This window comes from Mesorhizobium sp. LNHC252B00, from assembly GCF_000502955.1.
Taxonomy (GTDB): Bacteria; Pseudomonadota; Alphaproteobacteria; order Rhizobiales; family Rhizobiaceae; genus Mesorhizobium.
In genome coordinates, this window is sequence record NZ_AYWO01000016.1 from 62093 (window position 1) to 81237 (window position 19145).

A 19145-nucleotide genomic window follows, 5' to 3' on the forward strand; every position below is an offset into this window, starting at 1 on the left:
GGCGATGGACATCTCCTATCACAAGAGTTTCTCGGACAAGCTCGGCCGCGACATGGAATACAAGCGCTACGGCCACGCCGGCCGGCCGGTGGTGGTGTTTCCGACCTCGCAGGGGCGCTTCTACCAGTTCGAGGATTCCGGCGGCGTAGGCGCACTGGCCGAATTCATCGACACCGGCCGCATCCAGCTGTTCACCGTCGACGGCGTCGATTCGGAATCCTTCTTCGACAATCATGCGGACGCCGCGCATCGTATCGCTCGCCACGAGGCCTATTTCCGCTATGTGCGCGAGGAGGCGCTGCCGGAATTCCTGTCGACAGCCGAGCAAGCCAATGGCGGGCGCAAGCTGAAGCCGCTGTTCTCGGGCTGCTCGATGGGCGGCTACCACTCGTCGAACTTCGTCTTCCGCTTTCCCGAGCTTGCCAGTGGCGTCATCGCGCTGTCGGGCGTCTATTCGGCCGGCGACTTTTTCGGCAAGGCGCTTGAAGGCGACATCTTCTACAATTCGCCGCTCGACTATCTGCCCGGCATCGTCGATCCCAAGCTGCTTGCTCGCCTGAAGGCGCTGCGGCTGATCTTCTGCTGCGGGCAGGGCGCGTGGGAGGAGCGGATGCTGGTCGAGACGCGCCGGCTGGAACAGATCCTGCGTGACAAGTCCATTCCCGCCTGGGTCGACTATTGGGGTGGCGATGTCAGCCACGACTGGCCGTGGTGGCACAAGCAACTGGTCTATTTCTTCGGTCGCTGGCTGGATGAAGACCTGATGCACAGGCTGGATTGAGGTGCGTTGCTCGGCCTGACTCTGGACCCACCTCGCTGCGCAGTCGGATGAGCACATCCGACCTGGCCGTGGCCGGTTCCGGATGCTTTGGCCAGGTTGCAGCGGCGGCAAGCGGCTCCTAGACGTTCCAGAAAAATATGACTCCTATAATCATGTTTTGGTGGAAATACCGGAGCGGCTGTGGCATGGCGGTTGCGGCGAGGCGCCGCGGTGTCTTGTCCCTATCGTTTCGAAGGACTTGGGTGATGGACCAACTGAGCGCGCAGACCCGTATCAGCGATGAGGCAACCAGGTCGGCGATAGAGCGGCTGCGTGCCGAGCACGGCGAATTCGAGATCGAAACCGGCGTTGCCCATCGGTGGGAGCTTCGCCTGCATTACGGCTCGTTGAGCGCCACGCTCGAGGATGACGGCATGCTGATCCGTGTCGCGGCGATGGACGAAACCTGCCTGTCCTACATGAAGATGACGGTTGCCGGCCATGTCGCCGAACATCTTGGCACGGCCAGCGGAGTGCGCTGGCAAGGCGACGGCGTAGACGCCGGCACGCCGGTCTTCTTCCGTGAGATCACAGTGTTGGCGTCGACGCGGATCTCGGCGCATATGCAGCGCCTGCGCTTCGCCGGCAAGGATCTCGTCCGGTTTACCCATGGCGGCCTGCACATGCGGCTGCTGCTGCCGCCGCATGGGCGGCGGCCGGTCTGGCCCACGATAGGTGCCGACGGGCTGCTTGTCTGGCCCGCGGGCGACGATGCCCTGACCATACGGGTCTACACGATCCGGGCGGTGGATGCCGCAAGCGGCTGGCTCGATGTCGATTTCGTGCTGCACCCTGGCCAGGACACGCCCGCCGCCACTTTTGCGCAAAACGCACAGGCGGGGGACGTCATCGGCATGATCGGACCCGGCGGCGGCGATGCCCCGGTAGCTCAGACCCTGCTTCTGCTCGGCGATGACACCGCGCTGCCCGCCATCGGCAGGATCCTCGAGCATCTGCCGCCGTCAACCCGCGCCGAAGCACTGGTCGAAGTCGATGGCCCGGATGACCGGATCGCGCTGGCGCAAGGCGACAATATCGACATCACCTGGCTTTACCGGCTCGGCCGTGAAGCCGGCACCGCCGGCCTGCTGCCGGCCGCCTTGCGGGAGCGCAGCCACATGGCGCTTGCCGACGGCCTTTATGTCTGGGCCGGATGCGAATTCGGCGATTTCCGGGAGATCCGCAAGATCGTGCGCAAGCAATGGAGCCTGTCGCGCGACCAGCACCTGGTCACGGCCTACTGGCGCCGGGACGCTCGCAGCGTGGGCGACGACGAGTAACTGTCGATCTCCTATCGACGTTCGCTACCGCGCGAAGCGACGGTTAGTCGTGGCGGGCCAGAAACGCTTCGGTGACAGCCATGCAATCCTGCCTTTCCTCGACATGCGGCATGTGGCTCGAGAGTGGGAAGACATGGCCTTCGACCGTGGGAATATGGTCGAGGAAGGGCTGGACACAGGCTGGCGTGGCTTCATCGAAAAGGCCGCGAAAGGCCAGTGTCGGCGCTTCGATCAGCGGCAGGCGATCGATAACAGTCCAGTCGCGCATGGTGCCGACAACGTGGAATTCATTGGGGCCGTTCATCGTGTGGTAGACGGTGGGATCGGCATCGATGGCGGCAAAGGTGCGCGCCACCTCCGCCGGCCAGGGCACGACGCGGCAGACGTGCCGGTCGTAGAATGCGCGGGTCGCCGCGAGGTAGTCGGGATGGTCCGTCGTCCCGTCCGCTTCGTGGCGATCGAGCGCCTGTCGCACCGTTGCCGGCAGCTCCGCACGCAGTTGCCTCGCGCCTTCGACCCACAGCTTCATCGAGGCGAGCGAGTTGGCGAGCACCAGTGCCTTGAGGCCCGCAGGCCGGCGCACCGCATGCTCGGCACCGAGCATGCCGCCCCAGGATTGCCCGAGCAGGGCGTAACGCTGCTGGATGCCGAGATGGGCAAGCAGCGCATCCAGTTCGCCAAGGAAGAATTCGACCGTCCAGAAGTCGCCGCCCTTGTGCGGCAGATGGGTGGATCGTCCGTTGCCGATCTGGTCGTAGTGGACCACCGCGCGGCCGAAGCCGGCAATGTCCTTGAAGCTGTCGACATAGTCGTGGGTGCAACCGGGACCACCATGAGCAACGACCAGCGGCAGCCTGCCCGACGCCAGGTCTCCCGTCACGCGGTACCAGGTCCTGTATGGCCCGTAGGCGCTGAACCCTTCCGATATTGCAAGCTCGTCCATCGTGTCCTCTGCCTGGCTGGCTCGGCGGCGGCCGCTCATCAGCGGTCTCCGACGGTGTTCGTGGCAAAGGGTATAGAGGCGGACCGGCAAGCGACCAGCTAGCAATAACGTTAGTTTTGATGCTGCCGGCGGGACAGGTCCTGGCCCTGGCTGATCGGCCCGAGCAACCGGTAGTGTGCCGCCAGGGCGATGGCGTGGAAGCGGTTGCGGGCGCCGAGTTTGCGGCTGGCGGCGTTGAGATGCAGCGTCGCGGTCGGCACGCTGCGGCAGATTTCATTGGCGATCTGCTTGGCCGTCAATCCGCAAGCCGCGAGGCTCAGACACTGGCGTTCCCGTGATGTCAGGTGGAAATACTGGCTTGTCCTGGTGCGCTGATCGAACCCGGCATAGACGCAATCGTGGAACAGGTGACCGAGGTCGCCTATGCCGGGCAGCATCCCTTGTGCCTCGGCTTCGAAATTCGGCTCCGGATCAAGGCGGATGGCGGTGAAGGTGGCGAGATCGCCGCCGTCGAAGCGGATCGGTACCGTCACGCCGCATGTCATCTTGGTGTCCAAGAGATAGCCTATCACCGGGTCATGCTTGCGCTGCAGGATGCGTCGCATGACCGGGCTCTGCGACCCTTTGTGCGACCACAGAAATGGTCGCGACACCGCGAGTGCAGCCTCCTGCACCGGATCGAGTTGATAGTAGCCACCCTTGCACCACAGGTCCTGCATGTCGGGCGGCACGTTGGCGAGGGCCATGAGCGAAGGCGTGATCAACTCGCCGTCATGGCTGACCGGGACCGGCGTGTAGTCGTAGATCAGCGAGGTGAAACCGGCGGGCGCAAGCACGCGCATCGCCGCCGCCATGGCGGCGTCGATTCCCATGCCTGTGTGAAATTCGCTCTCGAAATCGCCGGATACGCCTTGCATGAGCAAAAGCTTACCCGCTAGCCAATGTTTGTCAAACGGGCATGTTCGAAAAATGCTCAACAAATGAGCACAGCACGATCACGGCTTGTTGCTCGCGACGCATCTGGACGGCCAAAACTATCTTAATTCACAGCTATCCCGGCGGGTTTCGTGCGCCATACGCTGTGTACAATGGATCGCGGTCCGGCGTGTGCCACCTGGCGCACATCGTGGTTTGCAATCACCCACTTCCCCAGAGGAGCAAGACGATGCGGTCCCGGAATGTTTTTAGCGCAATGATGGCCGGTGTCGGCCTGGCTGGCCTGATGCTGATGGCACCCGTGACAGGCGCGGCCGCGCAAGAAGGCAAGGCTGGCGGGACGCTGAAGCTTCTCGCCAACGCCGCTGCCGGCACGATCGATCCGCACATCAACTACACGCTGCAATATTTCCAGATCAACTATGTCCTCTATGATGGGCTGGTGACCTTCCGCAAGACCGGCGACAAGACCGGTTTCGAGGTGGTGGCGGACCTGGCCGAGAGCTTGCCCAAGCCGGAAGACGGCGGCAAGAAATATGTCTTCAAGCTGCGCAAGGGCATCAAGTTCGCCGACGGATCGGACCTGACGACGGCCGATGTCGTGGCGTCGTTCCAGCGCATGTTCAAGATCAGCGGCCCGACGACGGGCACGCTCTACAATGGCATTGTCGGCGCCGACACATGCCTCAAGACGCCGGCGACCTGCACGCTCGAGGGCGGGGTCGTCGCCGATGAGGCGGCGAGCACCGTCACCTTCAATCTGGTGGCGCCCGATCCGGACTTCCTGCAGAAGATCTCGATCCCGCACGCCGCGATCCTGCCCGCCGAGGCGCCCCTCAAGGATTCGGGGACCGCGCCCATTCCGGGCACCGGGCCCTACATGATCGCCAGCTACGATCCCAACAGCCTGCTCAAGATGGTGCGCAATCCGCATTTCAAGGAATGGAGCAAGGAGGCGCAGCCGGCCGGCTATCCCGACGAGATAGACTATAGCTTCGGTCTCACCGACGAGGCGGCGGTCACCGCCGTGGAAAACGGCCAGGCTGATTGGATGTTCGATCCACCGCCGGCGGACCGGTTGGCGGAACTGGGCACGAAATATGCCAAGCAGGTGTCCGTCCATCCTCTGACGGCGATGTGGTATGTGCCGATGAACACCAATCTCGCGCCGTTCAACGACATCCGGGTGCGGCAGGCGGTCAACTACGCCATCGACCGGGCGGCCATCGTCAAGCTGTTCGGCGGCAGCAATCTGGCGCAGCCTTCCTGCCAGATCCTGCCGCCGGATTTCCCGTCCTACGCGCCTTATTGCCCGTTCACGGCCAATCCCGGCGAAAAGTGGTCGGCGCCTGACCTGGAGAAAGCCAAAGCGTTGGTCGCCGCCTCGGGAACAGCCGGACAGGAGGTGACGATCATCACCGAGGACACCGAAGTGTCGAAGTCGATCGGCGTGTACCTGCAGGATGTGCTGAACGGGCTGGGCTACAAGACCTCGATCAAGCCGATCTCGCAGAACATCCAGTTCACCTACATCCAGAACACCAACAATAAGGTGCAGATTTCCATCTCGCAGTGGTTCCAGGACTATCCCGCGCCTTCGGACTTCCTGCAGGTGCTGTTCAGCTGCGCCTCGTTCACACCCGGCTCGGACGCCTCGATCAACATTTCCGGCTTCTGCGACAAGTCGATCGACAAGAAGATGGGCGAGGCTCAGGCCGCCACGATCGCCGATCCTGCCAAGGGCGCGCAACTGTGGACCGCCGTCGACAAGGCAGTCACCGACGCCGCGCCCGTGGCCGTGCTGTTCACGCCGAAGCGCGTCGACCTGATCTCACCGCGGCTGAAGAATTTCGTCTTCAGCCCGCAATTCTACTGGATCATGAGTCAGTCGTGGGTCGAGTGATCAGTGGTTGAGTGATCAGGCCCTGTCCGATCCGCGGCGGAACGATGCGCAATCCTCCGCCGCGGTTGCTTTTCCCGCCGATCTGAAATTCATACTCATCATGGACAATTCCATTGGCGGGCAAGTGCTGGTTCGGACCCGCCGGGGCGCCGAGGGGCCATGGCGGACGGCATGGCGCAAGCTCAGGGCCGACCGGGCTGCCATCATGGCGTTCGGCGTTCTGGTGCTGATCACCGCCGCTTCGCTGGCAGCCCCTCTCTACGCCCGCCATGTGGCGCAGACCGATCCTTTCGCTACCAACCTCAATGGCGAGATCGTCATAGACGGTCAGACCAGGCAGGTGCTGGAGCCTTCGACCGAAGGCCTTGGCCTAGGGTTCACGCCGCTTGGCCCGACCTGGGATTTCGGACCCTATATGCTGGGTGCTGACAATCAGGGCCGCGACGTTGCCGCTCGCCTGCTTTACGGCGGTCGTAATTCGTTGCTGATCGCCGGCGCCGCGGCGTTGATATGCCTTGGCCTGGCGACATTGCTCGGCGTCGTCTCCGGCTTTTTCGGCGGTCTGGTCGACATCTTGCTGTCGCGCATTCTCGATGTGCTGTGGGCGTTTCCCGTCTTCCTGCTGGCGATTTCGCTGTCGATCGTCCTGATCACCCAAAGCATCATCATCGGCCCGATCGAAATCCGCTCCGGCAGTCTCTGGCTGCCGATCTTCATCATCGGCATCGTCTACGTGCCTTACGTCGCCAGGCCCATTCGCGGTCATGTCCTGTCGTTGATGCAGGCCGAGTTCGTCACGGCCGCGATCGGCATTGGCGCATCGCCCTGGCGTATCCTGCTCTACGATATCCTCCCCAATGTGATCACCCGGGTCATCGTCTTCGTGCCGCTCATCCTGGCGCTGAACATGATGACCGAATCCTCGCTGTCATTCCTGTCCATCGGCGTGCAGCCGCCCGATGCGAGCTGGGGTACCATCATCCAGGACGGGCAGGGGCTTCTCTATTCACGTCCAATCGTCGCCCTGGCGCCGGGGTTGGCGATCGTCATCACGGTGCTGGCACTGAACATATTGGGCGACGGCGTGCGCGACGCGCTCGACCCGAAGTCGTCGATCAGGGTCGTCTGATGCTGACGGCGCTCATTTCCAGGCTCGGCCAGATGGTGCTGGTGATGTTCGGCATCAGCGTCGTCGCCTTCTTGATCTTTTTCGCCACCCCGGGCGCCGACCCGTCGGCGCGCATCGCCGGGCGCAACGCATCACAGGAAACGCTGGCCCAGGTGCGGCACGATTTCGGCCTCGACCGGCCGCTGCCTGTGCGATACGCGCTGATGATGAAGCGGCTCTTCATCAGCCGCGACCTCACCTCCTTCGTCAATCGCGGCCAGAAGGTCGTTCCAACGGTGCTCGAGGCGATCCCGATCACTCTGTCGCTGGTGCTTGGCGCTGCCGTCTTCTGGGTTCTCGGCGGGTTGATCGTCGGTGTTGTCGCCGGCGCGACGCGCGGTACGTGGCTCGACCGGACGCTGATGATCCTCAGCCTGATCGGCGTGTCGATACCGGTCTTCTGGCTGGGCGAGGTCGCCAATCTGGTCACGCAAAGCCGCTGGCATGACAGCTGGCTGTTCTCATGGGTGCCGCCGCTCGGCTATATCCCTTTCACCGAGGATCCCTGGGGCTGGTTCAAGGCACTTGTCATTCCCTGGTTCACGCTCGCCACGCTCTATATCGGACTTTACGGCCGCGTGCTTCGGGCCTCGATCATCGAGACCATGCAGGAGGATTTCATCCGCACCGCGCGCGCCAAGGGCATCGGCGAGCGGCGGGTGCTGCTGCATCACGGCCTAAGAACCTCGCTCGTCGCCTTCGTCACCATGTTCGGGCTGGATTTTGGAGCCTTGGTCGGCGGCGGCGCCTTGCTGACGGAGGTGGTGTTCGGCCTGCAAGGGGTCGGCAAGCTCACCTACGGCGCCTTGCAGACGCTCGATCTGCCGATGATCCTGGCGACGGTCATCTACGCCTCGTTCTTCGTGGTGATGGCGAATTTCATCGTCGACGTTGTCTTTGTCTTCATCGATCCGAGGGTTAGAGATGCCCATTGACAAGATGCCCCCCGACAGGCCGCTGCTGGTCGTTGAGAATCTGTGCGTCTCGTTCCGCACCGAGGGCGGTGTGGTGCCTGCCGTCAGCGGCGTCTCGTTCTCGCTCGCGCAGCGCGAGATCCTCGGCGTCGTGGGTGAAAGCGGTTCGGGCAAGAGCCAGACCTTGCTCGCCATTCTGGGCTTGATCAGCAGTCCCAATGTCGTCGTCACCGGGTCGGTGCGTTTTCTCGGCCAGGAGTTGCTGGGTCTCAAGCGCCGAGCCCTCGATGCCATTCGCGGCCGGCAGATCGGGATGATCTTCCAGGATCCGATGACGGCGCTGACGCCCGTACATACGATCGGCGACCAGATCATCGAGCAGATCCGCGCGCATGAGCGGGTGTCGCGCGCTGCTGCGCGCAAGCGGGCGGTGGACTTGCTCGACGCGGTTGGATTGCCGAGCCCCGACAACGCGGTCGACCGCTATCCCCACCAGCTGTCCGGCGGCATGCGCCAGCGCGCCGTTATCGCCATGGCGCTGTCGTGCAATCCGGCACTGCTGATCGCCGATGAGCCGACGACGGCGCTCGACGTGACGGTGCAGGCGCAAATCCTGGAGCTGATCGGCCGATTGCGCAACGAGTTCGGATCCGCCGTCATCCTGGTCACCCATGATCTCGGCGTGGTCGCCGAAGTCGCCGACCGCGTGCTGGTGATGTATGCCGGGCGGGTTGTCGAGGAGGGCAGCAAGGGGCAGCTCTTCCGCGAGCCGCTTCACCCTTACGCGTGGGGGCTTTTCGGCTCGATCCCGCCGATGCAAGGTCCGCGTCCCGCGCGACTGACGGCCATTCCCGGCAGCCCGCCGAAACTGAGCCAGATGCCGCAGGGCTGCGCGTTCGGGCCGCGGTGCACATTCCGCCACGAAGCCTGTGCCGCCCAGCCTGCGCTTGGTGGGGCGGGCGGGCACCGGTCGGCATGCTTTCTTCCGCGGGACGGCCGACAGGATCTGCGGCCGACGCTGGCTGGCAGAGCCGTGCCGGCATGAGCGAAACCAGGCCGAAACCGCTGGTGCGGACCAGCGATCTGTCGAAACACTATCCGGTCGGGCGCTCGCCCTTTCAGCGGCGGATCGTCCACGCGGTGGAGCAGATCTCGCTCGACATCTTCGCGGGCGAGACGCTTGGCATCGTCGGCGAGTCCGGCTGCGGAAAATCGACGCTGGGGCGCTGCCTCGTCCGGCTCACGGAAATCAGTTCCGGATCACTGGAATTCGAAGGCCGCGATATCACCAAAGCCTCGCAACGGCAGCTTCGGCCGATACGGCGCCAGATGCAGATGGTGTTTCAGGATCCCGCCGCTTCGCTCAATCCGCGCCGCCGCGTCGGCGATCTGCTGGCGGACCCGTTCCGCGTGCATGAAAGACTGGCGCGATCGGAAATGGCGGATCGCGTCGAGGAATTGCTGGTCCGCGTCGAACTGCTTCCCGAGCATGCCCAGCGCTTCCCGCATGAATTCTCCGGCGGACAGCGCCAGCGGATCGGCATCGCCCGCGCGCTGGCGCTGCGGCCGCGGCTGATCGTTGCCGACGAACCGGTGTCGGCTCTGGACGTGTCGATCCAGGCGCAGATCATCAACCTGCTCTGCGACCTGCGTGACGAATTCAACCTGACCTATGTGTTCATCGCCCACGATCTCTCGGTGGTCAGGCAGTTCTCGTCGCGGGTGGCGGTGATGTATATGGGTTCGATCGTCGAAACGGGGCCTGTCGACGCTGTCTTTTCTGCGCCACGGCATCACTACACCATAGCGCTTCGCTCGGCAGTGCCGGTACCCGACGTCGACAACCGGCCAGGCCAGCGGATCATGCTCAAGGGCGATCTGCCGAGCCCGCTCGACCCGCCGTCGGGCTGCCGTTTCCATACGCGTTGCGTGGCGGCGACTTCGGTCTGCCGCCACGAGCGTCCGGTACTTTCGCTCGTCGACAAGAACCACTTCGTCGCCTGCCACCATCCGAGGGCGGGCTAGGCTCTCGTCAGAAGCGGTAGCGCAGGCCGGCGAACAGTGAGCGGCCCTCGTCGCGGTAGCAATAGCCCGCCGAGCAGATGGTCTTCTGGCTGTCGAACAGGTTCTTGGCGTTGACCTGCAGCTTGACGCCTTCCAACTTCGGATTGCGATAGCCGAAATCATAGGAGAGCGAGGCGTCGACGAAGGCGCGTGCGCTGTTCTTGAAAGTGTTGGTGTCGTCGCCATAGCTCGAGCCGGCGACGCGCACTCCAGTGCCGAGCCCCAGCCCCTCCAGCGTGCCGTTCTCGAACTGGTAGTGGCCCCACAGCGACAGGATGTGGTTCGGCGTCGCTGATAGCTCCTTGCCATCGGTTCCTTCGGCGCCACGCTCGATCCTGACGCGCAGATAGGTATAGGAAGCGATGAAGCTGAAGCCGTTGTCGAGCGAGGCATTGGCTTCCAGTTCGACACCGCGCGAATTCAGGTCGAGCTGGCGCTGCTTGTTGATGCCTGTCGAGGCGTCGAAGACGACGCCGTCCTTCTGGTCGATGTCGAACAGCGCGGCGCTGACGGTCGCATTGTAATTCGGGATCTCGTATTTGACGCCGATCTCCTTCTGCGTCGCGATGGTCGGCCGGGCGACACGGCCGACAGGGCTGGTGACGTCGTCATACACGAAGCCGATATTGGGCGAGAACGAGGTCGAATAGTTGACGTAGGGCGTGATGCCCCATTCGGTCTGGTAGGACAGGCCGAGACGGCCGGAAAAGGCGCTGTCCTTCTGCTTCGACGTGCTGTAGTCGGCGGCGGTGGAGGTTGTGTCGACCCAGTCGTAGCGGCCGCTGGTGAACAGGGTGAAATCGTTCCACTCCATCTGGTCGTGCAGATAGACGCCGAGCTGGTTCATCTCCTGTCCGCCGGAGTGGGGAACCGGCATCGCCTTGATGTCGTCGACCGAGACATAGGACAGACCGCTGCCGGCGTCGTAGTCCGACCAGGCATAGTCGATGCCGCCGACGGCGGTGTGCCTGACCGCGCCGGTGTCGAACTCGAACTGCGCCATATTGTCGACGACGAAGTTCTTCATGGTCTCGGTGTAGTGGCCCCAGTAGCGCTTCAAGTCGGCACCGTCCGGATAGTGGCCGCTGTACTCGATGTCGGTGTCGACGGCGTTGTAGCGCAGGTTCTGGCGCACCGTCAGCACATCGTTGAAACGATGCTCGAACTCGTAGCCGATGCGGCCCTGGCTCTGGGTGAAATCGTTCCAGGCCGGATCGCCCTCATAGACATTGGACAGCACGCCATAGCCTGAATTGTAGAAGGCGGCCGTGCCACCGGTGACCGATTTCGAATATTCGCCAAGAATGGTGAGCTTGGTGTCCTCGTCCGGTTTGAAGGTGACAGCCGGCGCCAGATAGACTTTGTCGTCGGGATAGCTAGGCAATTCGGTATCGCTTTTGCGGCCGAGGCTGGTGAAGCGATAGAGGACGGTGCCGTCCTCGTTCACGGGTCCGGATGCGTCAAGGCCCGCCTGAAACCGGTTGTGCTCGCCTGCGAGCAGTTCGATCTCGCGGAACGGCTCATCCTTGGGGCGCTTGGTGACGACATTGACGATGCCGCCTGGGCCGCTGACACCATAGAGCGACGATGCCGGGCCTTTCAGGATTGTCACGCCCTCGATCCCGTAGGGCTCGGTCCTGAACCAGGCCGAAGGCCCATTGTACTGGCGCAGCCCGTCGCGGAACATGCCGTTGTAGAAGGCCTGGAAGCCGCGCAGGAAGAACGCATCGTAGCGGGTGTCGAAGCCGAAACTGTTGGGGTTGGCGCTGGCAGTGTAGCCGAGCGTTTCGTTCAGCGTACGCGGCTTCTGGTCCTCGATCTGCGCCTGCGTCACCACTGAAACGGCCTGCGGAATCCTGGCCAGCGGCGTGTCGGTCTTGGTGCCGATGCGATCCTTCTTGGCGACATAGCCATCCTGCTTCAGGATTTCGTTGCTCTGCGCGGTGACCTCGATGTTGCCGAGCATGGTGGACGTTTCGCTGTCCTGCGCATGTGCAGCGCCGGACTGGCCGAGCATTGCCGCGCCGCCCAACAATGAGATCCACAGGCGCCATGTCGTCAGCCTTGTTCGCATCAACTCGTCTCCACCGTCTCATGCTTGATTGCGTCCCCGCGTTCTCAAATATGAGTATGGGAGTCAAGTATTTTTTCCCGCAGCGGCCCAAGCTGACATGGGCTGTTGCAGAGCGGCACTGCTGACGGATTCGACCGATTTGGTTTTGAGCTTCTGGGGCGGCGGCTTTGCCGTCTGTCCTGGTCAGCCGGTCTTGGCGTCGGCCAGCCCGAAGCCGCCGACAGGATGGGTTTCGACCTGGAATTCAAAGCCGGCGATGAACGGCCGGGCCTTGGCGATCGTCGCCTGGACTTCCGGAAGCTGCAGCGATGCCTTGTGACTTTCGGCGTCGATCCACACTTCGGTGACCCAGATAGCATCGGCATCCGCGGGGTCGCGGGCGATGATGTAGTTGAGGCAACCCGGCAGGGCGCCGGTGCTGGCGCGCAGGAGGTCGATGACCGCGTCACGCTGGCCGCGCGCCGCCCGCATCTTGCCGATCAGTCCGTACATTCCGTTGTCTCCGTTTGAGGTTGTCGACAAGAACATGCAGATAGCCAGTATGCCGATAGCCGCTCAAGGCATCAACTGGCCGCCATTCACCTCGATCACCTGGCCGGTGATGTAGCCGCTCAAAAGATCGGAAGAGAGGAACAGATAGGCGCCGACGCAATCCTCAGCCGTGCCGGCACGCCCCTGCGGAATGGTGGCGATCATGCCTTTCATCTGGTCGTCGGTCGAATAGCGCTCGTGGAACGGCGTCAGAATGGTGCCGGGCGCCACCGCGTTGACGCGGATGCCGAAGCCGATCAGCTCCTTGGCCATGCCGCGCGTCACATTGGAGACGAATGCCTTGGCCGAGCCGTAAAGTCCGGCGCCGCCGCCCGCTCCATTGCGCGCGGCGATCGACGAGGTGTTGACGATGAAGCCGCCCTGTTTCTTCAGCCACGGGATCGCCCTGCGCGAGGCGGTCAATACCGAACGCGCATTGAGGTCCATCACCGCGTCGTAATGCGCCTCGGTCTGCTCTGCGTAGGGCACGCGGCCAAGCATGCCGCCGGCATTGTTGATCAGGCCGTCGAGGCGGCCGAAATACTGCGCGCTCTCTTCGACGACGTGTTCGACATCGGCGGCAACGGAAAAATCGCCCTGGACGAGAAACACCTCGCCGCCCTTGTCGGCGATCGTCAACCCGAGCCTTTCGGCGGCGTCGCGGCTCGAATTGTAGTGCAGCGCCACCTTGCATTTCTGCGCTGCATAAGCCAGCGCCAGCGCAGCGCCGATACCGGTCGACGCACCGGTGACCAGCACCGCCTTGCCGGCGAGATCGGGTATGCTGAGTGTGGTGGCTGGCACGGTTCTTCCTCCGGGATGTCTGCCTGCCCTTCGTAGGCCCTTGCCACCCCGGTGTTCAAGCCTCACGGGCGCAGATAGGCGTAACCCTGGCCTTGCAGTTCGGCGAGTTTGACGACGCCGCCCTTGTCGGCGGCATGGAAGCCGGCGAGCAGGTCGGCGAGCGAAATATCCATGCCCTGCATGGTGTTGGCGCAGGCATGCGGTTCCAGCCCCTGCTGCACCAGGCCGGCGAAGCGCCCGGAAATCGCGGCCGATATGCCTTTCGACTTGAAGGCGGCGAGCGCAGGACCATGCACGACCAGCACGATGTCGACATTGCCGCCGGTGCCATCATAGTGGTTCTTGATGTTGCCGAGCACGAAGTTGACCTTGTCGACGTCGCTCAAGTGATAGGCGACCTTTTGCCGGGCCGGCTCCGTTACCGCTGCGGCCTGCACCGCCCGCAGACCAAGAACCGTTCCGGTTCCGGCAAGAATCGCGCGGAACATATCGCGCCGGCGCATGGCATCCTCCCCCGCTTGGCGGCTCACCGCGAATTGCGTGACTCCAGCCGCAATACTAGCATAAATTGACATTGCGTCCTGTCGATGCGGGGGAGAGATTACATGGCGGTCAGGGCAGGGGAATGGAAGACAGTCGCCGGCGCCGGGTTTGGCGCGGCGCTGCTTGGCGTGCTTGCAGGATCGGCCTCCGCGGACGATGCGCTCAAGCTCACCGAACTCAGTCCCAGCCACACTGATGCCTGTTTCGGCCGCGTCTATGATGCGGCGCATCTGAAGGCGCACCCGAAGCAGAAGGTGGCGCGGATCTTCTTCTACTACGGCCATGATCCGGTCAGCCGGCCGAATGAAGAGCCGACCGTGAATTCCGACACTTCCTACAATGCCTTCATCGCCACCTCCGTGCGCGGCGCCAAGGCGCCGGAATGGGCCGGCGGCTGGTGCAATCATGCGTCGGAGGACGGCAAGGCAGGCGCCATCCATTGCGGTATGGAGTGCGACCGGACGCTTGCATCGCTGAAGGTCGACGACAAGGGCCGGCTGCTCCTCTCGGATCTGCAGCCCGACATCTATCTCGATGCCGATTCGGAAGAGGAGTTGGGCGCAGCGGAATATGACAGGCAGGCGCTGGGTTCGGAGGACGACAATTTCCGCCTCGACCCAATGCCGGCCGCGATCTGCAAGGCGGAGTTCGCGCGCATCGATCCAGTCGACCCCGCGCTTGGGCTGCCTCTGCGCGAGCGGCTGAAGCCGGACCAGGCGTTCTGCTATGGGCGCGACTACGATGCAGCGCATCTCGGCTCGCATCCCGATCAACTGACGCAGTCGATCCGGGTTTTCCGCGGGCCGGTCGAACTGGCGTCGTTTGCTTCAGGGAGCGATGCAGCCAACTGGCCTGATGGCGCCGACATTGCCGTCTCGGTTACCACGCGGCAGAAATCGGCTGAGGTGACGCAGACCTATTCCTGTCAGGGCGAGGCCGACCAATGGCGCTGCGCGGCGAGCTCGAAGATGAGCAATTTCTCCTGCGATATCGCGCAGAAGGAGATTTTTCTCAAGCGAGGCGCCGACGGCACGATGATGCTGGCCAACCCCAACAGCGCACTCGCGATCGTCGACCTGTGTTCGAAGGCCGCCGACGGCAAGACCAAATCCGACGACAAGGTCTATCGGCTGCAGCCAATGCCGCAATCGGCCTGCGCGCCTTGAGTTCGGACTTGTCTACGTCGTCATGAAGGGATATATCTTTGCTATATCTCATTTGAGGATAGCATGATGGACAAGGCAAAAGTGTTCTGGTCGGGCCGGTCACAAGCTGTGCGTCTGCCCAAGGAGTTCCGTTTCGAAACAGATGAGGTTTCGATTCGCCGTCACGGGCAAACCGTCATCCTGGAACCGCTTGCGCAGGATTGGGCGTGGCTCGACCAAGTGATCGGACCGCTTGATAATGATTTCGCCGAGGCAGCGCTGGAACGTCAGGACGGCCAGGATCGACCCGCCTTGGATGACGTCTTCAAGTGATCTACCTGCTCGACACCAATGCCATTATCGCGGTTATCAAGGGCGATGAGGGTCTGCTGACATTACTCAAACAGCACACGCCGCAGGACTTTGCCCTCTCGGCGATAGTGGTGCACGAATTGTACTATGGTGCTGAAAAGAGCCAGCGAAGGCCCGAAAATTTGGCACGCATAGAAGCTCTGCAGTTCCCCGTCCTCGAATTTGACCGGGAAGACGCGAGACATGCCGGCGAGATTCGGGCAACGCTTGCGACGTTGGGAACTCCGATCGGTCCCTACGATGCGTTGATCGGCGGGCAGGCGCGCGCTCGAAACCTCACACTGATGACCCGCAATGTCCGGGAATTCGAGCGTATCAAAGATCTCTCAATCGAGACCTGGTGAACCGCCTCACGCGAACGGCACCGCCGTCGTGCCCTTGGGCAGCTTGGCTTCGTCGTCGGGCTCGACGTGGATGGTGACCCGCACGGAGGGGATTTCGGCCTTCAGGGCGTCCTCGATGCGGTCGCAGATGACATGGCTGGCGCCGACCGACATGTCGGCATCGACGACCAGATGGAATTCGATGAAGGTGGCGCGGCCGGCGATGCGGGTCTTGAGGTCGTGGACCTCGATCGCGCCCTTGCAATTGGCCGAGATGACGTCGCGGATGCGCATGTGTTCCTGCGTGTCGACGGCGCGGTCCATCAGGCCGTTCATCGACGAGCCGATGACGTGCCAGCCCTGCCACAGGATGTTCAGCGCCACGAGGACGGCAAGTGCTGGATCGAGGATCTGCCAGCCGGTCAGGACCGCACCGACCAGGCCGCCGAAGACACCGATCGAGGTGACCACGTCGGTCATGATATGGTTGCCGTCGGCGACCAGCGCCGGTGACTTCTCCGCCCTGCCGGCGCGGATCAACGTCCACGCCCAGAAGGCATTGATAACGGTAGCGACGCCGTTGACGGAAAGACCTTCCCAGGGCTGTTCGAGCGGTGCCGGGGTCTGCCAGGAGCGCCAGACCTCGTTGAGGATCAAAAGTGCGGCGAGCACGATCAGCACGCCTTCCAGCACCGCCGAGAAATACTCCGCCTTGTGGTGGCCGAAGGGATGGTCTTGATCGGCCGGCCTGTAGCTGACCTGGATCGCCCAGAAAGCGGCGATCGACGCAATGACGTTGACGATCGATTCCAGCGCGTCCGAATAGAGCGCGACCGAGCCGGTGACGTACCAGGCGACGAGCTTCAAGCCGAGCACGATTGCCGCAATGATGATCGACCAGAACGCAAGGTTGGCGACCTTGCGCTTCGCGGCCGCCTTGGCCGCGATCGCCATTGTGTCCTCGGTTTCGGCCATGATTGTCAGGCGGCCTTTTCCTTGGCCTTGCGCGGCAGGTGGGCGACTATGTTCTCGATGATGCGCATCCCGGCATTGTGGCCGAGCGTCATGATCGATTCCGGGTGGAACTGCACCGCCGCGATCGGTTCCTTGCGGTGTTCGAAGGCCATGATGACGCCATCTTCGGTTTCCGCCGTGACGATGAAATCGTCGGGCAGCCGCACCGGGTCGGCAAAGATCGAGTGATAGCGGCCGACGGTGACTTCCTTGGGCAGGCCGGAGAAGATGATGCCGGGCTTGGAGACGCGGATGCGCGACGGCTTGCCGTGCATCGGTATGTGCAGTTGCCGCAGTTCGCCGCCATAGGCCTCGGCCAGGGCTTGCAGGCCAAGGCAGACGCCGAAGATCGGCAGGTCGCGGGTGCGGGCTCGTCTGATGGTTGCGGCGCAATCGAAGTCCTTCGGCGTGCCCGGTCCTGGCGACAGCACGACGAGGTCGGGCTTCAGCCGGTCGAACACTTCCTCCGGCACCGGCGTGCGCACGGTCGAGACATTGGCTCCGGTCTGGCGGAAATAATTGGCCAGCGTGTGGACGAACGAGTCCTCGTGGTCGACAAGCAGGATGTTGACGCCGTCGCCAACGCGCGCGGTGGTGCGCTCGGTGCTGGCGGAATTGCCTGTCTTGGCGTCGCGAATGGCGGAGAGCATGGCGGATGCCTTCAGTTCGGTTTCGGCCTCTTCTTCCTCGGGAACGCTGTCGAAGAGTAATGTGGCGCCGGCGCGCACTTCGGCAATGCCGTCCTTGATGCGGATGGTGCGAAGCGTGAGGCCGGTGTTCATGTCGCCGTTGAAATTGACCATGCCGATCGCGCCACCATACCAGGCGCGCGGGCTCTTTTCGTTCTGTTCGATGAAGCGCATGGCCCACAGTTTCGGCGCGCCGGTGACGGTGACCGCCCAGGCATGCGACAGAAACGCGTCGAAGGCATCCATGCCTTCGCGCAGCCGACCTTCGATGTGATCGACGGTGTGGATCAGGCGCGAATACATCTCGATCTGGCGGCGGCCGATAACGCGCACCGAACCCGGCTCGCAGACCCGCGACTTGTCGTTGCGGTCGACGTCCGAGCACATGGTCAGTTCGGATTCGTCCTTCTTGGAGTTCAGCAGTTTCAGGATCTGCTCGGAGTCGGAGATGGCATCGTCGCCGCGCTTGATGGTGCCCGAGATCGGGCAGGTCTCGACACGGCGGCCGTTGACGCGCACGAACATTTCGGGCGAGGCGCCGATCAGATATTCGCCTTCGCCCAGATTGATGAAGAAGGAATAGGGCGAGGGGTTGATCGACTTCAGTTTGCGCGAAATCTCGGATGGCTGCGTCTCGCAGCGCTCGTAGAACATCTGTCCGGGGACGACCTCGAACAGGTCGCCGCGCTTGAAACTGTCCATCGCCTTGCGCACCAGATTGGCGTATTCGCCGGGCTCATGGTCGCCGCGCGGCGGGATGCGGTCGGGGCTCTTGAACGGATCGGCGATTTCGTCGCGCGGCAATCCCTCCGTCGAAAACCCGTCGCCGGCATAGTCGTAGCGGTCGGTCCAGGCCTTAGCCGAATAATGGTCGACGACCAGGATCTCGTCGGGCAGGAACAGCACCAGGTCGCGTTGATTTTGCTTGCGCTCGAGCTTGTAGTCGACCGGGTCGAACTGGAAGGCGAGGTCGTAGCCGAAAGCACCGTAGAGACCGAGATTGGCGTCTTCCTCGGTCTTGAACAAGGCAGTGATGGCGCGCAGGACGGTGAACACCGAAGGAACGCGGCTGCGCTCCTCCTCGGTGAAGACGCGGCCGGGCTTGGCGACGTCGAGGCGGATGAGCTTTTTCGATGTCTCGGCGATGGTGACGTCGGCGAGCCCACCCAGCGCGTTGCCGATGACCGGTAACAGCGCTTCGCCACGGCGGTTCAGCGCCTCAATGCGCATGGCGCGGCCGCGTGCCGAGATGACCAGCGGCGGATCGATGATGGCGGTGTCCCAGCGCGTGTAGCGACCGGGATATTCGTAGTTCGAGGAAAACACGGCGCCGCGGCGCGAATTCAGACCGTCGACGTAAGCGTCGATCGCGCCCGCATAGGGCCGGTCGTGGCGCTCGCGGGTGATGGTCACGCCACCCGCGGTCACGAAACTTTCCGCCCCGTTATCCAGAACCTTCATCGTCATTGCCGTCTCCATCAGCTTATTTGGGGCAACGGACCCGGGAATGGCTTGGAAAAAACAAATGGCCGCCCGGACTTTCCGTTGCGGCCACCCTCTCTTTTCGCGCACGCGCGTTCGAACAGGCCGCTGTCAGCAGGCCCACCACCAAATGGTCTTGG

Annotated in this window: 18 protein-coding genes; 10 read left to right on the forward strand and 8 right to left on the reverse strand. The window is 63.1% G+C overall.

Translation table 11 applies throughout. The annotated features are described in order from the left end of the window. The first annotated feature begins 4 nt into the window (after positions 1-4). Together X744_RS150720 and X744_RS150715 are read left to right on the forward strand one after the other, a co-directional pair. Positions 5-781, forward strand: a complete 777-nt coding sequence (locus tag X744_RS150720) for an esterase family protein (protein WP_023760653.1) — start codon at positions 5-7, stop codon at positions 779-781. A gap of 245 nt (positions 782-1026) precedes the next feature. Then, positions 1027-2100, forward strand: coding sequence for a siderophore-interacting protein (locus X744_RS150715; RefSeq protein ID WP_023760654.1), 1074 nt, complete (start codon positions 1027-1029; stop codon positions 2098-2100). Between the two features lie 43 nt (positions 2101-2143). Here the strand turns inward: X744_RS150715 and X744_RS150710 are convergent, their stop codons facing one another. After that, positions 2144-3043 (reverse strand): proline iminopeptidase-family hydrolase, encoded by a 900-nt coding sequence (locus X744_RS150710; protein WP_023760655.1) that lies wholly within the window; start codon positions 3041-3043, stop codon positions 2144-2146. A 110-nt stretch (positions 3044-3153) separates the two neighbouring features. Further along, positions 3154-3960 (reverse strand): LuxR family transcriptional regulator, encoded by an 807-nt coding sequence (locus X744_RS150705; RefSeq protein WP_023760656.1) that lies wholly within the window; start codon positions 3958-3960, stop codon positions 3154-3156. 248 nt (positions 3961-4208) lie between these two features. Here X744_RS150705 and X744_RS150700 point away from each other — a divergent pair, with 248 nt between their 5' ends. The 5 genes from X744_RS150700 to X744_RS150680 all read left to right on the forward strand — a co-directional run bounded on the left by X744_RS150700 (position 4209) and on the right by X744_RS150680 (position 9989). Beyond that, positions 4209-5882, forward strand: a complete 1674-nt coding sequence (locus X744_RS150700) for an ABC transporter substrate-binding protein (protein WP_023760657.1) — start codon at positions 4209-4211, stop codon at positions 5880-5882. Between the two features lie 100 nt (positions 5883-5982). Then, complete coding sequence (locus X744_RS150695; RefSeq protein ID WP_032907773.1) at positions 5983-7011, forward strand: ABC transporter permease; 1029 nt, start codon at positions 5983-5985, stop codon at positions 7009-7011. Next, positions 7011-7985: an ABC transporter permease gene (locus X744_RS150690; protein WP_023760659.1), complete on the forward strand. Its 975-nt coding sequence runs from the start codon at positions 7011-7013 to the stop codon at positions 7983-7985. The genes X744_RS150695 and X744_RS150690 overlap by 1 nt, the downstream gene beginning before the upstream one ends. A gap of 4 nt (positions 7986-7989) precedes the next feature. Further along, complete coding sequence (locus X744_RS150685) at positions 7990-9009, forward strand: ABC transporter ATP-binding protein (protein WP_023760660.1); 1020 nt, start codon at positions 7990-7992, stop codon at positions 9007-9009. Then, positions 9006-9989: an oligopeptide/dipeptide ABC transporter ATP-binding protein gene (locus X744_RS150680; RefSeq protein ID WP_023760661.1), complete on the forward strand. Its 984-nt coding sequence runs from the start codon at positions 9006-9008 to the stop codon at positions 9987-9989. Before X744_RS150685 ends, X744_RS150680 begins: the two co-directional genes overlap by 4 nt. A 7-nt stretch (positions 9990-9996) precedes the next feature. Here X744_RS150680 and X744_RS150675 read toward each other — a convergent pair whose 3' ends face one another. The 4 genes from X744_RS150675 to X744_RS150660 form a co-directional block, all read right to left on the reverse strand. Beyond that, positions 9997-12102: a TonB-dependent siderophore receptor gene (locus tag X744_RS150675; protein ID WP_023760662.1), complete on the reverse strand. Its 2106-nt coding sequence runs from the start codon at positions 12100-12102 to the stop codon at positions 9997-9999. 183 nt (positions 12103-12285) lie between these two features. After that, positions 12286-12594: a putative quinol monooxygenase gene (locus X744_RS150670; RefSeq protein WP_023760663.1), complete on the reverse strand. Its 309-nt coding sequence runs from the start codon at positions 12592-12594 to the stop codon at positions 12286-12288. Between the two features lie 63 nt (positions 12595-12657). Then, positions 12658-13437, reverse strand: a complete 780-nt coding sequence (locus tag X744_RS150665) for an SDR family oxidoreductase (protein WP_023760664.1) — start codon at positions 13435-13437, stop codon at positions 12658-12660. A 62-nt stretch (positions 13438-13499) separates the two neighbouring features. Continuing rightward, positions 13500-13940 carry a DsrE family protein gene (locus tag X744_RS150660; RefSeq protein ID WP_023760665.1) on the reverse strand — a complete coding sequence of 147 codons (441 nt, stop codon included), beginning with the start codon at positions 13938-13940 and terminating at the stop codon, positions 13500-13502. A gap of 102 nt (positions 13941-14042) precedes the next feature. Here X744_RS150660 and X744_RS150655 point away from each other — a divergent pair, with 102 nt between their 5' ends. The 3 genes from X744_RS150655 to X744_RS150645 all read left to right on the forward strand — a co-directional run bounded on the left by X744_RS150655 (position 14043) and on the right by X744_RS150645 (position 15841). Continuing rightward, positions 14043-15146, forward strand: coding sequence for a hypothetical protein (locus X744_RS150655; protein ID WP_023760666.1), 1104 nt, complete (start codon positions 14043-14045; stop codon positions 15144-15146). A gap of 66 nt (positions 15147-15212) precedes the next feature. Next, a complete protein-coding gene (gene vapB / locus X744_RS150650; protein ID WP_023760667.1) occupies positions 15213-15458 on the forward strand; it encodes a type II toxin-antitoxin system VapB family antitoxin in 246 nt (81 codons plus the stop codon). Then, positions 15455-15841: a type II toxin-antitoxin system VapC family toxin gene (locus X744_RS150645; RefSeq protein WP_023760668.1), complete on the forward strand. Its 387-nt coding sequence runs from the start codon at positions 15455-15457 to the stop codon at positions 15839-15841. Before vapB ends, X744_RS150645 begins: the two co-directional genes overlap by 4 nt. A 6-nt stretch (positions 15842-15847) precedes the next feature. Here X744_RS150645 and X744_RS150640 read toward each other — a convergent pair whose 3' ends face one another. Continuing rightward, on the reverse strand, positions 15848-16795 hold the full coding sequence (locus X744_RS150640) for a cation diffusion facilitator family transporter (RefSeq protein ID WP_023760669.1): 948 nt from the start codon (positions 16793-16795) through the stop codon (positions 15848-15850). Between the two features lie 5 nt (positions 16796-16800). Continuing rightward, entirely contained in the window at positions 16801-18990 is a 2190-nt protein-coding gene (locus X744_RS150635) for an anthranilate synthase (protein WP_023760670.1), read from the reverse strand. Between the last annotated feature and the right edge of the window lie 155 nt (positions 18991-19145).